The organism is Streptomyces sp. BBFR51, from assembly GCF_044591655.1.
Taxonomy (GTDB): Bacteria; Actinomycetota; Actinomycetes; order Streptomycetales; family Streptomycetaceae; genus Streptomyces.
The window spans coordinates 1,437,190-1,450,941 of sequence record NZ_CP172448.1 but is presented as its reverse complement, the minus strand read 5'-3'; the positions used below and the strand labels follow the sequence as shown (position 1 = coordinate 1,450,941).

The window sequence follows — 13,752 nt, the reverse complement described above, 5'->3', positions numbered from 1 at the left end:
CCGGCGGCGCGCCGAAGCCGGGTGGGACCGGGGCCGGTACGGGCGCGGGAGTACACGGAGAAGCTGCGTCCGGCGAGACCGCTTCCGGCGAGGCAGCTGTAGGCGAGGCCGCGGCGCGTGTGGCGACGATCGAGCCGACCCCGGTGAACCTCGACCTCGACAAGCTCTTCACCGCCCGCTTGCAGGCCGCCCGGGCCCGGCCCTACCTGGCGACGGCGCTGTTCGCCCTGCACGTCGTCCCGTCGCGGAGGGTGCCGACGATGGCCGTCGACCGGCACTGGCGGTGCTACGTCTCGCCGGTCTTCGTCGACCGGACGCCGGTGGAGGAACTGGCCGGGGTGTGGGTGCACGAGGTGTCGCACCTGCTGCGCGACCACCACGGGCGCGGCGACCGGGTGGCGCGCGAACGCGGGCTCAGTGGCCCGGCGGAACGGCTGCGGATGAACATCGCCGCGGACTGCGAGATCAACGACGACGTGTTCGGCGACGGGCTGGTCCGCCCCGAGGGCGCGGTCGAGCCGCGGCTTCTGAAACTGCCCGAGGGGCAGCTCATGGAGGACTACCTGCGCCAGTTCCGGCTCGGGCGGCTCACCGAGAGCCTCGCCTGGCTGGACTGCGGCAGCGGCGCCGACGGCCTCGAACGGGAGTGGGACCTCGGTCCCGACGGCGCGGACGGCCTCAGCGAGCAGGAACGGGACGCGGTGCGCTTCCGGGTGGCGCGGGGCATCAGCGCCCGCCCGGGCAGTGCCCCGAAGGGGTGGCAGCGGTGGGCGGAGAAGGTGTTCCACCCGCCGCAGCCCTGGCGCCAGTTGCTGGGAGCCGCGATCCGCTCGGCCACCTCCGCGGGCGGCGCGGGCGAGGACTACACCTACGGCAGGCCGTCGCGGCGCTCGGCCGGAACGCCCGGCGTCGTGCTGCCCAGCCTGCGGCGCAGACCGCCCCGGGTCGCCGTGGTCATCGACACCTCCGGGTCGGTCAGCGACGCCGAACTGGGCAGCGCGCTCCTGGAGGTCGCCGCGATCGCCCGGGCCGTCGGCGGCCGCCGGGACCTGGTCAGCGTCGTGCCGTGCGACGCGGCGGCCCGGGTCGCGCACTCCCTGTGCCGGGCCGAGGGGATCCCGTTGGTGGGCGGCGGCGGCACGGACCTGCGCACCGGCTTCGCCAAGGCGCTTCGGTCGCGTCCCGCGCCGGACGCCGTCGTGGTGCTGACCGACGGCCAGACCCCCTGGCCGGACACGCGGCCGGCCTGCCGGACGGTGGTGGGCCTCTTCCCCCGGGAGTCGGCGGGCGGCTCCCGGGACGAGGACGACCCCGAGTACGTGCCCGACTCACCGCCCGACTGGGCGCGCGTCGTGGTCATCGACTCCGGTCCGGCCGGCGCCCGGTGAGCCAGGCGCCCGATCAGCCGAGCCGCGGGATCTCGATCGCCGGGCAGCGGTCCATCACCATCTCAAGACCCGCGGCCCGGGTCCGCTCGTACGCCGCCTCGTCGACCACGCCGAGCTGGAACCAGACGGCCGCGGCGCCCCTGGCGACCGCCTCGTCGGCGACCGGTCCGGCCAGGTCGCTGTTGACGAAGACGTCGACGACGTCCACGTCGAAGGGGATGTCCGCGAGCGAGGCGTACCCCTGCTCGCCGTGCACCGTCTCCGCCTTGGGATGCACGGGAACGACGCGCTTGCCGAAGCGTTGCAGCACCTCGGCGACGCCGAACGCCGCGCGCTGCCGGTTGGACGACAGGCCCACCACGGCCCAGGTGTCGCCCAGCTCGGTGAGGATCTTGCGGACGGTTGCCTCGTCGCCGTACACCGGCGGCCTCCTTGCGCTCCTGGGCGACCCGCGTGTCGCGCCTCCCGCCACGGACAACGGACGGCGGCGTGCCGGGATTCCCCGTGCGGCGCGGGGGCGCGGCGAGCGCGCCCCTGTGCGTGACCGGGCCGCCCCGCCTAGGCTCACTGCGTGCTGCGCATCATCGACGCCCGGACCGGAGAACCCGCCCCCGCCGCCCCCGCCCGACGGGCACCGACCCGTGTCGAGGCCCACGCGCCGGGCCACGACGCCACCGCGCTGCGCGTGCTGCTCGTCGCGGACCTGCTGGTGCGCGCCCTGGAACTCGACGGCACGCCCGCGTGGGCGCTGCTGACCGGCGGGGCGGAGGGGGACCGGCTGCGCCGGGACTCGGCCGCCCTCGGCATCCGGCCCTTCGAGGACGGCGCCACCGCCGGCTCCGGACCTGGCAGGGGCCAGAGCGTCCGAGTCGTGCGCGAGTCAGGGGCCGCCCCGAACGGGGCAACGGTCGCCGTCGCCCCCGTGCACCCCGCCGAACCCGACCTCACCGACCCCGACGCCGTCCGCCTGGCCCTGCTGGAACAGCACCACCACGCGCGCGTGCGGCTCGACACGACCGCGGTGGACGAGGCCCGCGACACCCTCGCCCGCTGGCGCCGTGCCGTCGCCGACTGGGCCAGGCAGCCGTCCCGCCCGGTCCCCGGCGAGGTGCGCGACCGGCTGCGGGCCGCCTGGGAGGACGACCTGGACACCCCCGGGGTACTGCGGGTCCTGCGCCGCGTCGAGACCGATCCGGACCTTCCGGACGGGGCCCGCTTCGAGATCTGCGCCTACGCCGACCGGTTCCTCGGCCTCCACCTCACCAGGGACCTCGGAGCCCCGGCGTGATCGCGCGCCCCGGGTCGGGACCGCTGCGCCGCCTGGTCGTCCTGCGGCACGCCAAGTCGGCCCGCCCCGAAGGCGTCGCCGACCACGACCGCCCGCTCGCCCCACGCGGCCTGCGCGACGCCCCCGCGGCCGGACACGCGCTCGCCGAGGCCGACTGGCTGCCGGACCTCGCCCTCGTCTCCACCGCCGTACGCGCCCGGCAGACCTGGGAGCTGGCCTCCGCCCAGTGGGGCACGCCGCCGCCCGTACGCTTCGACACACGCCTCTACGGCGCCGGTGCGCCCGGCCTGCTCGAGGTGGTGCGGGAGGCGCCCGCGGAGGCCGGGACGCTGCTCCTGGTGGGCCACAACCCCGGCCTGGAGGAGCTGGTCCTCGCGCTCGCCGGTGACGCCCTGGACGACGCGCTGGAGCGGATCCGGGTGAAGTACCCGACCTCGGCGATCGCCGTACTGGCGTGGCGCGGCACCACCTGGCGGGCGCTCGCCCCGGGTGCGGCCCTGCTGACCGCGACGACCGTGCCGAGGGGCGGGTCACGGTGAGCGCCTAGGCTGGCCGGATGCAGCACGAGTACCGCACGGTCGCCCGCGCGGGTGTGCACGAAACCGAGATCAACCGCTCGCGCTTCCTGTGCGCCCTCGCCCCGGCCGCCACCGAACAGGACGCCCAGGCGTTCGTCGCGGGCGTACGCAAGGAGCACGCGGACGCCAGCCACAACTGCTGGGCATACGTCATCGGTGCCGACGCCGCCGTCCAGAAGGCGAGCGACGACGGCGAACCCGGGGGCACCGCGGGCGTCCCCATGCTCCAGATGCTGCTGCGCCGCGACATGCGGTACGTCGTCGCCGTCGTCACCCGCTACTACGGCGGCGTCAAGCTCGGCGCGGGCGGCCTCATCCGCGCCTACGGCGGCGCCGTCGGCGAAGCCCTGGACGACCTCGGCACGCTCACCCGCCGCCGGTTCCGCCTGGCCACGGTGACCGTCGACCACCAGCGGGCGGGCAGACTCCAGAACGACCTGCGCACGGCCGGACGCGCGGTGCGCGACGTGCGGTACGCCGAGGCGGTCACCATCGAGGTGGGCCTGCCGGAGACCGAGGTGGACACCTTCCGCTCCTGGCTCGCCGACGCCACCGCGGGGACGGCCGGGTTCGAACTGGGCGGAGAGGCCTACGGGGACGCATGACAAGGCGGACAACAAGGGCGTAACAGGTGTTTGCGGAGCGGGTGTGAGGGGCGAAACGGGAGTAACCGCCCGGGCTGTCGGACCCTCCCGTTAGTCTCGGGGATCATGCGACTGCTGCACACTTCCGACTGGCATCTCGGCCGGGCGTTCCACCGGGTGAACATGCTCGGCGCCCAGGCCGGATTCATCGGCCACCTCGTCGAGACCGTGCGCGAGCACGCCGTCGACGCCGTGGTCGTGTCGGGGGACGTGTACGACCGGGCGGTGCCGCCGCTCGCCGCCGTCGAGCTGTTCGACGACGCCCTGCACCGCCTCGCCGACCTCGGGGTGCCGACGGTGATGATCTCCGGCAACCACGACTCGGCCCGCCGCCTCGGGGTGGGCGCCGGACTCATCGACCGCGCGGGCATCCACCTGCGCACCGACCCCGCGGGCTGCGGCACCCCGGTGGTGCTGACGGACACCCACGGCGAGGTGGCGTTCTACGGGCTGCCCTATCTCGAACCGGCCCTGGTGAAGACCGAGTTCGGCGTCGAGAAGGCGGGGCACGAGACCGTGCTCGCCGCCGCCATGGACCGGGTCCGCGCCGACCTCGCCACGCGCGCGCGTGGCACCCGTTCCGTCGTCCTCGCGCACGCCTTCGTCACCGGCGGCGAGCAGAGCGACAGCGAGCGGGACATCACCGTCGGCGGGGTCGCCGCCGTGCCCTGCGGAGTCTTCGACGGCGTCGACTACGTGGCACTCGGACACCTGCACGGCTGCCAGACCCTCACCGGGCGCGTCCGCTACTCCGGCTCCCCGCTGCCGTACTCCTTCTCCGAGCACCGCCACCGCAAGAGCATGTGGCTCGTCGACCTGGACACCGACGGCTCGGTCACCGCCGAACGCGTCGACTGCCCCGTCCCCCGCGCCCTGGCCCGGCTGCGCGGCACCCTGGAGGACCTGCTCGCCGACCCGGAGCTGACCCCGCACGAGGAGGCGTGGGTCGAGGCGACCCTCACCGATCCGGTCCGCCCGGACGACCCCATGGCCCGGCTCACGGCGCGGTTCCCGCACACGCTGAGCCTCGTCTTCGACCCCGAGCGCGCCCCGGACGAACCGGGCCTGTCCTACGCCCGGCGCCTCGCCGACCGCAGCGACCAGCAGATCGCGGAGGACTTCGTGACCCACGTGCGCGGCGCCGGGCCCGACGACCACGAACAGGGCGTGCTGCGGGACGCGTTCGACGCGGTGCGCGCGGACGAGACGGTGCGGGAGGTGGCCCGGTGAGGCTGCACCGGCTGGACATCACCGCCTTCGGGCCCTTCGGCGCCTCGCAGAGCGTCGACTTCGACGACCTGTCCGCGGCCGGCCTCTTCCTGCTGCACGGCCCCACCGGCGCCGGCAAGACCTCCGTCCTCGACGCCGTCTGCTACGCGCTGTACGGCTCGGTGCCGGGCGCCCGGCAGAGCGGCCAGGGCATGACCCTGCGCAGCGACCACGCCGTCGTCGGCACCCGCACCGAGGTGCGCCTCGAACTCACCGTCGCCGGACGCCGGCTGGAGATCACCCGGCAGCCGCCCTGGGAACGGCCCAAGCTGCGCGGCAGGGGCACGACCGTCGACAAGGCCCAGACCTGGCTGCGCGAGTACGACGCGACGGCCGGTGCCTGGAAGGACCTCAGCCGCTCCCACCAGGAGATCGGCGAGGAGATCACGCAGCTGCTCGGCATGAGCCGCGAGCAGTTCTGCCAGGTCGTCCTGCTGCCCCAGGGCGACTTCGCGCGCTTCCTGCGCGCCGACGCCGAAGCGCGCGGCAAGCTGCTCGGCCGGCTCTTCGACACCCGGCGCTTCGCCGAGGTCGAAAAGCGCCTCGCCGAGCGGCGGCGTACGACCGAGGCCGAGGTGCGCGAGGGGGACGCCACCCTGCTCGCCGATGCCCACCGGATGCAGCAGGCCGCCGGCCGGGCCATGGAGCTGCCGGAGCTGGCGCCGGGCGAGCCGGGCCTGGCCGAGGCGGTCCTCGGCGCCGCCGCCGTCGCCCGCAGCACCGCCCGTGAGCTGCTGGCCCTCGCCGACTGCCGGCTCACGGCCACCGAGTCGGCCCAGACCACCGCCGAACGGGACCTGGCCGACGCCCGGGAACTGGACCGACTGCAACGCCGGTTCGCCGAGGCGCGGGAGCGGGCCGCAGGGCTGGCGGAGCGGGCCGACGCCCACCGCGCGGCGCGGGAGCGCATGGAGCGGGGCCGCAAGGCCGAGGCGGTGGCACCCGCACTGGAGCTGCGGGACGCCGCCGACACCGAACACCGGCGGGCGGCAGCCTCGGAGACACGCGCGCGTGCCCTGCTGCCACAGGCCCTCGCCGACGCGGGCGCCACGGGGCTCGCCGCCGCGTCCCGCCGGGCCGCGGAGGAACTGGGCGGCCTCGAGTCGGCCCGGCGGGCCGAACGGCGCCTCGCCGAGCTGGTCGAGGAGCGCGCCGGCCTCGACCGCCAGGAACGCGCGGACGAGGACGTCCTGCACGAGGCGGAGACCTGGCTCGCCGACTGGGAGACCACCCGCACCGGACTCCAGACCCGCGTCGAGACCACGCAAGAGGCCGCCACCCGCGCCGAACAGCTCGCCGTCCAGCGCGACCCCGCACAGCGCCGGCTGGGCGCCGCCCGGCAACGCGACCAGTACGCCGCCGACACCGAAGCGGCCCAGCGGCTCGCCCTCACCTCGGCCGAACAGGCCGTCGAGGCCCGCGCCCACTGGCTCGACCTCAAGGAACAGCGACTGAACGGCATCGCCGCCGAACTCGCCGCGAACCTCACCGACGGCACGCCCTGCGCGGTGTGCGGCGCCACCGAACACCCCGCCCCCGCGCACAAGATCGCCGGGCACGTCGACCGCGAGGCGGAGGAACACGCCCTCGCCGCCTACCAGGCCGCCGACGAACGGCGCGCGGAGGCCGAACGGCGCCTGGGCACCGTACGCGAGGCGCTCGCCGCCGCCACGGCGGAGGCCGGGGACGCGCCCACCGTCCGGCTGGCCGAGGAGGCCGAGGAACTGGAGCGGCAGTACGCGCGGGCGCGGGCCGTCGCGTCCGGGCTGCACGCCGCGCAGGAGGAGCTGCGGCGGGCCGAGCACGAGCGCGAGCAGCGTGTCGCCGCCCAGCAGCAGGCCGCCGTCCGGTCCGCGTCCCGGGTCGCGGGCCGGGACCGGCTGGAGCGTGAACAGACGGCGCTTGAGGAGGAGTTGACGCGGGCCCGCGGCACCGCGGAGAGCGTCACGGTGCGGGCGGCACAGCTGGAGCGCCGGACCGCACTGCTCACGGAGGCCGCCGACGCCGTCCGCGTCGCCGAGGACACCGCCCAGCGGCTCAAGGACGCCGACGCCCGCCTCGCCGACGCCGCCTTCCGGGCCGGCTTCGACACCCCCAAAGACGCGGCCGCCGCGCTGCTCGACGACGCCGCCCACCGGGAGCTGCAACGGCGGCTCGACGCATGGCAGTTGGAGGACACCGCCGTCCGCGCGGTCCTCGCCGAGGCCGACACCGCCGCCGCGGCCGCCCGGCCACCCGCCGACCTCGCCGCGGCGGAACGGACGGCCGCCGACGCGGGCCGGCGCCTGCGCGAGGCGTCCTCGGCCCGTGACGCCGCCGCCCGGTGCTGTGCCGAGCTGGACCGGCTGTCCACGCACGCCACCACCTCCGTGCGCCGGCTGGCCCCACTGCGGCAGGAGCACACCCGCGTCGCCCGCCTCGCCTCGCTCGCCGCGGGCACCTCCGCGGACAACGAACGCCGGATGCGCCTGGAGTCGTACGTGCTGGCCGCCCGCCTGGAGCAGGTCGCCGCGGCGGCGACCGCGCGGCTCGCGCGCATGTCCTCCGGCCGCTACACCCTCGTCCACTCCGACGACCGCACCGGACGCGGCCGCAGCGGCCTCGGCCTGCACGTCGTCGACGCCTGGACCGGCCGCGAGCGCGACACGGCCACGCTGTCGGGCGGCGAGACCTTCTTCGCCTCGCTCGCCCTCGCGCTCGGCCTCGCCGACGTCGTCACCGACGAGGCCGGCGGCGTCCGCCTGGACACCCTCTTCATCGACGAGGGCTTCGGCAGCCTCGACGACCAGACCCTCGACGAGGTCCTCGACGTCCTCGACTCCCTGCGCGAGCGGGACCGCAGCGTCGGCATCGTCAGCCACGTCGCCGACCTGCGGCGGCGGATCCACGCCCAACTCGAGGTCGTGAAGGACCGCTCGGGCTCGACCCTGCGCCAGCGCGGCACGGGCTGACCCGCCCCGCCCGGCCCGCACCGCCTGGCTGCTCGAACGTCTCCGTCAGCTCCCGTTCCGCCGGGTGCACGTGTCCATGATCCGGTCATTGCTCGGGTTGTGCCACGGGAATTTCATGTTGATCGCGGTATTCGGCCCGTAAATGCCGTCCTGCTCGCTCGATTGCTGCGGGAAGAGCTGCAGCTGGAGGTAATACACCGCGTTTTTGGTGGCGTTCCCGTAGATGCCGTCGATGTCGCCGGGGCCGAACTTGTGACCGGTGACGCCGGTGTTGACGTTGTAGCAGTAGGCGAGCGCCGTCTGAAGAGCGGTTACGCCCTTGTTCCGCGCTCCCGGACTCATGTTGCAGCTGACCGTGTTGGCCGACTTCGGAATGAGCATGTAGTACGAATATGCGGCCCTTGGCTTCATCTTGACCGCGCGGCTGCACTTGGGGGTCGCGGCAGCCGCCTCCGTCGATTCCATCGCGACGACGCCGACCGACAGCATCGTCACGGAAAGAACGCTCGACGCGAGCTTACGAATTCTCATGGTCGCTCCAAATTTTCGGGCCTCGCCCATGGACCTTAGGGGCAACGTGCGCTTCGGACTTGGCTGATCGTGCAGGGAACTGTGTCAGTGGTGCACGGCCGCGACCCGGTGCCGCATCGGCCGAGCGGGTCCTGGGCACGGCTTTCGAAGCCGTTGCACGGCGAGTGGGTTCCCCGCCACACTGGGGTCGGGAACCATCCGTGTCGAGGGGGTCTTGTGGGGGAACGGGCCGAGGTGCCGCCAGGCCGGCTCCATGACCGGGGCGGACGAAGGTCGGCTTCATGAGCCCGGTCCTGGACACCGCGTTCATACCGCCGCGGGAGCGGGAGGAAGTGGTCCGGAACGCGGTGTGGGAATCCCTGGTGGCGGTCGACATCGACCACCGTCCCGCGGCCGAGGACATCGCGGTCCGCATCGGGCTCGGCGCCGTCGGGCCTCTCAGGTTCTGCTCGGCCAGGGCGTCCGCGGTGACCGTCCGCCGGACGGAGCAGCTGGCCCGGGTGGACGAGGAGCCGGCCGTCTTCCTCGGCCTCCAGATGACGGGCACCAGCCTCGTGGTGCAGAACGGCCGCGAATGTGTGCTGAAGCCGGGCGAGTTGGCCGTGTACCAATCGATCTCTCCCTACACGCTGCTCTTCGACGAGGGAGTCGACCACCACTTCCTGCGTTTCCCGCGCGCGGCACTCGCGCTCCCGGACCACCTGCTGCGGGACACCAGTACGGTCACCCTGGGGCCCGACAACCCCCTTGTCGGCCTCGCCTTCACCTACTTCTCCCAACTGGCGGTCAGCGACCGACTGCACCAGGCCGCGCACGCCGACACCGTCGTGGAACCCAGCGTCGAACTCCTCCGTGCCGTCCTTACGACCCAGCACGGCAACGCCGGCCTCGCCACGGCGCCGTTGGAGGCGACACTCAGCCTGCGGGTCAAGCAGTACATCCGGGAGCACCTGGCCGATCCCGATCTGTCGGCGGCGCGGATAGCCGCCGCCCACGACATCTCGGTACGGCACCTCTACGCGGTGCTGTCCCGGTCGGGAATCAGCCTCGGGGACTGGATCCGCACCCGCCGCCTGGCCGAGTGCAGACGAGAGCTGGCCGGCCCGAACGGGCGGCTGCGGACCATCGCGGCGATAGGAAGGAGATGGGGCTTCGTGGACGCGACCCACTTCAGCAAGACGTTCAAACGGGCCTACGGAATCTCACCCCGGGACTGGCGCGAACAGAACCACCCCCGCCGGGAACGGCCGGGCAAGCTCTCCGCCCCGTGAGGCGACGCGACCGTCGGCGGGAGCGAACTCCCTTCCCTGAACGCCCCGGTGGACGCGGGTGAGAGGTGCTGGCGACGGGCGTGTAGGTTCTCGCCCATGGTGCGATACGCGGAGCCGGGCGCGGTGGAGTGGGTCGAGTCGGGCGGCGGACCGCTCATAGCGGTGCCGGAGACGGTCCTGCCGTTCTGGACCGGCGCAGACGGCGAGGAGACGGACTCCGACTACGACCGGGCCTGCGAGGTCGACGGCTACGTCGGACTGCTCCCGGTCGGCGACTCCACCGCCCTGGTGCTCGGCGACGAACCCGCCTCCACCGCCTACCTCCCCGACCACGCCGCCTTCGTCCGCTGGTGCGCCGCGGACTCCGAGGACGAGGTGCTGGCCGGCGTCCCCGCCGCCCTCGACGCGGCCGAGTGGGACCCCGAGGTGTCCTGGTACGTGCCGGGCCCCGTGGTCCTGTTCGACGCCGCCTGGCCCGGCACCGCCTCGGGCCGCGCCGGACACGTCCGGGTCGCGCTCGACCCCGGCCGGTACGCCGTGCGCGCGGCCGAGGTGCGCCCCGGGCCCGAGACCTGGCTGAGCCTCGTACACCTGCGGCGGCTCGCGGACCGGTAACCGGCGCGATATCGAAGTGCGCGGGCCGCGGCCGGCACCCATCATGGGTGCCCATGCCACCCCTTGCGCACCCCGCCCCCGAAGACCTGCGCCGCGACCCGCTGCCCCTGCGCGGCCGTACCGCCCTCGTCACCGGAGCCAGCCGGCGCGGCGGCATCGGCCACGCCGTGGCCCGGCGGCTCGCCGCCTACGGGGCGAGTGTCTACCTGCACCACCACGTCCCGCACGACGCGGCCATGCCCTGGGGCGCCGACCGCACCGAGGACGTGGTCGCCTCCGTGCGCGCGGCGCTCGGCGACCCGGACGCCACCGTCCACGCGGGCCCCGGCGACCTCGCCCGCCCCGACGCTCCCGGCGAACTCCTCGTCACCGCCGCCGAAGCGCTCGGCGGACGGCTGGACGTCCTCGTCGCCAACCACGCCCTCAACGGCTGCGACGGCACCCTCGACACGATCGACGCCGCGATGCTCGACGCGCACTGGCAGGCCGACACCCGCTCCGTACTGCTGCTGGTCCAGGCCTACGCCCGGCACCGCGCCGCACTGCCGCCCCGCACGCCCGGCGGCCGGGTCGTGATGATGACCTCCGGTCAGGACATCGCGGGCGGCATGCCCGGCGAGATCGCCTACGCGCTCCAGAAGGGCGCGCTGGCGTCCGTCACCCGCTCCCTGTCGACGACCCTCGCCGAGCACGCGATCACCGTGAACGCGGTCAACCCCGGTCCCGTGGACACCGGTTACCTGACCGGCGACGCCTACGAGGCGGTCGCCGCCCGCTTCCCCGGCGGGCGGTGGGGCATGCCCGACGACCCGGCCCGCCTCATCGCGTGGCTGGCCACGGACGAGGCGGCGTGGGTCACCGGTCAGGTCGTCGACTCGGAGGGCGGCTTCAGGCGGTGAGCTGAGCGGGCGTCACAGCCGCGCCAGTTCGTCCACCAGGTCGTCCAGGCCCAGCGAACCCTGGGAGAGGGCCGCCATGTGCCAGGCCTTCGGGTCGAAGGCGTCGCCGTGCCGCTCGCGGGCCTTCTCCCGGCCCAGCAGCCACGCCCGCTCACCGAGCTTGTAGCCGATCGCCTGACCCGGGATCGTCAGGTACCGGGTCAGCTCGCTCTCCACGAAGTTCGCCGGGCGGCTGCTGTGCGCGCCGAAGAACTCCTGCGCCAGCTTCGGCGTCCAGCGCTCACCCGGGTGGAAGGGGGAGTCCGCCGGGATCTCCAGCTCCAGGTGCATGCCGATGTCCACGATGACCCGGGCGGCCCGCATCATCTGAGCGTCCAGGTAGCCGAGGCGCTGCTCGGCGTCCGTGAGGAAGCCCAGCTCGTCCATCAGCCGCTCCGCGTACAGCGCCCAGCCCTCGGCGTTGGCGCTGACCATGCCGACTGACGCCTGGTAGCGGGAGAGGTCCTGTGCGACGTGCGTCCACTGGGCGAGCTGGAGGTGGTGGCCCGGGACGCCCTCGTGGTACCAGGTCGAGACCAGGTCGTACACCGGGAACCGGGTCTGGCCCATCGTCGGCAGCCAGGTGCGGCCGGGACGGGAGAAGTCCTCCGAGGGCGAGGTGTAGTAGGGCGCCGCCGCGCTGCCGGGCGGGGCAATGCGCGACTCCACCTTCCGCACCCGCTCGGCGAGTTCGAAGTGCGTGCCGTCCAGCTGGTCGATCGCCTGGTCCATCAGGCCCTGCAACCAGTCGCGGACCTCGTCGACGCCCTCGATGTGCTTGCCGTGCTCGTCCAGGTGCGCCAGCGCCACCCACGGCGTCGCGGCGCCCGGCAGGATCTTCTCCGCCTCCTGCTTCATCTCCGCGAGCAGCCGGTGGTACTCGGCCCAGCCGTACGCGTACGCCTCGTCCAGGTCCAGGTCCGTGCCGTTGTAGTAGCGCGACCAGCGGGCGTAGCGCTCCCGGCCCACCGTGTTCGGGGCGCCCTCGATCGCCGGGGCGTACACGTCGCGCATCCAGTCCCGCAGTTCCACCACGGCGGCACTCGCGCCCCGCGCTGCCTCGTCCAGCTCCGCGCGCAGCGCCTCGGGGCCGTCGGCGGCGAAGTCCTCGAACCAGCCGCGGCCCTCGCCGGTGTCCGCCCACTCGCCGAGCTGCCCGACGAACGTGGCGGTCGGGCGCGGCGCCGCGTACAGCTCGCGCTCCAGGCCCCGGGCCAGGGACTCCCGGTAGCCCGCCAGCGCCGCCGGCACCGCGCGCAGCCGCTCGGCGATCCGCGCCCAGTCCTCGTCCGTCTGGGTCGGGGTGATCGTGAAGACCTCGCGCACCGAGTGGGCGGCGGTGCCCATGTTGCCGACCGAGCGCAGGCCCTCCTCGGCCTCGTGCACCGCGAGTTCGGCCGTCAGGCGCTCGCGCAGCAGCCGCGCGCAGCGCCGCTCCACGTCGCTGTCCCCGCCGGGCCGGCGTTCCGCCTCGTCCAGCCGGGCGAGGGTGGTCCGGGCCAGCTCCGCGAGGGCCTCCTGCCCGGCGGGCGAGAAGTCGGGCAGGCGGCTGGAACTCTCGGCGACACCGAGATAGGTACCGGTGACCGGGTCGAGGGCGATGAGGTCGTCGACGTAGGCGTCGGCGACCTCGCGGGGCAGCGGGCTCTTGGTCTCTGACATGCGGACATCCTCATACGGATACCGGTGCCGCGTCAGCCCGGTGGACCGGGCCCGGCCGCGCGTGCGGCCGGATTTCGCTCAGGGCGTGGCCCCGGACCCGGCCGGCGGCAGCAGCGGTCCGCACTCCCACCGCTGGAAGATCAGCCGGGTCTCCACGCGGGCCACCTCCCGCCGGGACGTGAACTCGTCCAGGACCAGCCGTTGCAGATCCGCCATGTCCGCGACCGCGACGTGCACGAGGTAGTCGTCCGGGCCGGTGAGGTGGAAGACGGTGCGCGACTCGGGCAGTGCACGGATCCGGTCCACGAACGGGCCGACCAGCTCCCGCCGGTGCGGGCGGACCTGCACCGACAGCAGCGCCTGGAGACCGCGCCCCAGCTTCGCCGGGTCCAGTTCGAGGCGATGGCCGAGGATCACCCCGGCCCGCCGCAGCCGGGACACCCGGTCAAGGCAGGTCGAGGGGGCGACGCCGACCTGGGCGGCGAGCTCGCGGTAAGTGGTCCGGGCGTCGTTCTGCAGCAGCCGCAGCAGATGAAGATCCACCGGATCCAGTACGACGGAATCGGCCATGGCCCGAACGTAGCACGGCGTACGACCGGACCGGCCCGGCCGGTGTT

Annotated in this window: 13 protein-coding genes; 9 read left to right on the top strand and 4 right to left on the bottom strand. The window is 74.3% G+C overall.

Features of this window, described 5'->3' with window-relative positions:
* The first annotated feature begins 119 nt into the window (after positions 1-119).
* The gene (locus tag ACGH7X_RS06465; RefSeq protein ID WP_399882498.1) at positions 120-1,388 is read left to right on the top strand and encodes a VWA-like domain-containing protein; all 1,269 of its coding nucleotides are present in this window, start codon (positions 120-122) and stop codon (positions 1,386-1,388) included.
* A 13-nt stretch (positions 1,389-1,401) separates the two neighbouring features.
* Here ACGH7X_RS06465 and ACGH7X_RS06460 read toward each other — a convergent pair whose 3' ends face one another.
* Entirely contained in the window at positions 1,402-1,809 is a 408-nt protein-coding gene (locus tag ACGH7X_RS06460; RefSeq protein ID WP_399882497.1) for a CoA-binding protein, read from the bottom strand.
* Between the two features lie 150 nt (positions 1,810-1,959).
* On the opposite strand from ACGH7X_RS06460, the gene ACGH7X_RS06455 reads away from it, so the two are divergent.
* The 5 genes from ACGH7X_RS06455 to ACGH7X_RS06435 all read left to right on the top strand — a co-directional run bounded on the left by ACGH7X_RS06455 (position 1,960) and on the right by ACGH7X_RS06435 (position 8,118).
* The gene (locus ACGH7X_RS06455; protein ID WP_399882495.1) at positions 1,960-2,676 is read left to right on the top strand and encodes a hypothetical protein; all 717 of its coding nucleotides are present in this window, start codon (positions 1,960-1,962) and stop codon (positions 2,674-2,676) included.
* The gene (locus ACGH7X_RS06450) at positions 2,673-3,215 is read left to right on the top strand and encodes a SixA phosphatase family protein (protein ID WP_399882493.1); all 543 of its coding nucleotides are present in this window, start codon (positions 2,673-2,675) and stop codon (positions 3,213-3,215) included. Before ACGH7X_RS06455 ends, ACGH7X_RS06450 begins: the two co-directional genes overlap by 4 nt.
* A 17-nt stretch (positions 3,216-3,232) precedes the next feature.
* Positions 3,233-3,859: a YigZ family protein gene (locus ACGH7X_RS06445; RefSeq protein WP_399882491.1), complete on the top strand. Its 627-nt coding sequence runs from the start codon at positions 3,233-3,235 to the stop codon at positions 3,857-3,859.
* 105 nt (positions 3,860-3,964) lie between these two features.
* Positions 3,965-5,128, top strand: a complete 1,164-nt coding sequence (locus tag ACGH7X_RS06440; RefSeq protein ID WP_399882489.1) for an exonuclease SbcCD subunit D — start codon at positions 3,965-3,967, stop codon at positions 5,126-5,128.
* Entirely contained in the window at positions 5,125-8,118 is a 2,994-nt protein-coding gene (locus ACGH7X_RS06435) for an AAA family ATPase (protein WP_399882487.1), read from the top strand. The genes ACGH7X_RS06440 and ACGH7X_RS06435 overlap by 4 nt, the downstream gene beginning before the upstream one ends.
* A gap of 45 nt (positions 8,119-8,163) precedes the next feature.
* Here the strand turns inward: ACGH7X_RS06435 and ACGH7X_RS06430 are convergent, their stop codons facing one another.
* The gene (locus tag ACGH7X_RS06430; RefSeq protein ID WP_399896821.1) at positions 8,164-8,607 is read right to left on the bottom strand and encodes a peptidoglycan-binding protein; all 444 of its coding nucleotides are present in this window, start codon (positions 8,605-8,607) and stop codon (positions 8,164-8,166) included.
* A gap of 323 nt (positions 8,608-8,930) precedes the next feature.
* Here ACGH7X_RS06430 and ACGH7X_RS06425 point away from each other — a divergent pair, with 323 nt between their 5' ends.
* The 3 genes from ACGH7X_RS06425 (at position 8,931) to ACGH7X_RS06415 (ending at position 11,434) form a co-directional block, all read left to right on the top strand.
* Positions 8,931-9,920 carry a helix-turn-helix domain-containing protein gene (locus ACGH7X_RS06425; RefSeq protein WP_399882485.1) on the top strand — a complete coding sequence of 330 codons (990 nt, stop codon included), beginning with the start codon at positions 8,931-8,933 and terminating at the stop codon, positions 9,918-9,920.
* Positions 9,921-10,016: 96 nt separating this feature from the next.
* Positions 10,017-10,535 (top strand): immunity 21 family protein, encoded by a 519-nt coding sequence (locus ACGH7X_RS06420; protein WP_399882484.1) that lies wholly within the window; start codon positions 10,017-10,019, stop codon positions 10,533-10,535.
* Positions 10,536-10,588: 53 nt separating this feature from the next.
* A complete protein-coding gene (locus ACGH7X_RS06415) occupies positions 10,589-11,434 on the top strand; it encodes an SDR family oxidoreductase (RefSeq protein WP_399882483.1) in 846 nt (281 codons plus the stop codon).
* A 12-nt stretch (positions 11,435-11,446) separates the two neighbouring features.
* Here the strand turns inward: ACGH7X_RS06415 and ACGH7X_RS06410 are convergent, their stop codons facing one another.
* Together ACGH7X_RS06410 and ACGH7X_RS06405 are read right to left on the bottom strand one after the other, a co-directional pair.
* The gene (locus tag ACGH7X_RS06410; protein ID WP_399882481.1) at positions 11,447-13,135 is read right to left on the bottom strand and encodes a DUF885 domain-containing protein; all 1,689 of its coding nucleotides are present in this window, start codon (positions 13,133-13,135) and stop codon (positions 11,447-11,449) included.
* Between the two features lie 78 nt (positions 13,136-13,213).
* Entirely contained in the window at positions 13,214-13,705 is a 492-nt protein-coding gene (locus tag ACGH7X_RS06405) for an Lrp/AsnC family transcriptional regulator (protein WP_399882479.1), read from the bottom strand.
* Between the last annotated feature and the right edge of the window lie 47 nt (positions 13,706-13,752).

What these genes read in the sequence shown, in the direction of transcription:
- ACGH7X_RS06425 (WP_399882485.1), top strand. Translation starts at nt 8,931, where the DNA reads ATGAGCCCGGTCCTGGACACCGCGTTCATACCGCCGCGGGAGCGGGAG.
- ACGH7X_RS06420 (WP_399882484.1), top strand. Translation starts at nt 10,017, where the DNA reads ATGGTGCGATACGCGGAGCCGGGCGCGGTGGAGTGGGTCGAGTCGGGC.
- ACGH7X_RS06440 (WP_399882489.1), top strand. Translation starts at nt 3,965, where the DNA reads ATGCGACTGCTGCACACTTCCGACTGGCATCTCGGCCGGGCGTTCCAC.
- ACGH7X_RS06445 (WP_399882491.1), top strand. Translation starts at nt 3,233, where the DNA reads ATGCAGCACGAGTACCGCACGGTCGCCCGCGCGGGTGTGCACGAAACC.
- ACGH7X_RS06430 (WP_399896821.1), bottom strand. Translation starts at nt 8,607, where the DNA reads ATGCTGTCGGTCGGCGTCGTCGCGATGGAATCGACGGAGGCGGCTGCC.
- ACGH7X_RS06405 (WP_399882479.1), bottom strand. Translation starts at nt 13,705, where the DNA reads ATGGCCGATTCCGTCGTACTGGATCCGGTGGATCTTCATCTGCTGCGG.
- ACGH7X_RS06415 (WP_399882483.1), top strand. Translation starts at nt 10,589, where the DNA reads ATGCCACCCCTTGCGCACCCCGCCCCCGAAGACCTGCGCCGCGACCCG.
- ACGH7X_RS06410 (WP_399882481.1), bottom strand. Translation starts at nt 13,135, where the DNA reads ATGTCAGAGACCAAGAGCCCGCTGCCCCGCGAGGTCGCCGACGCCTAC.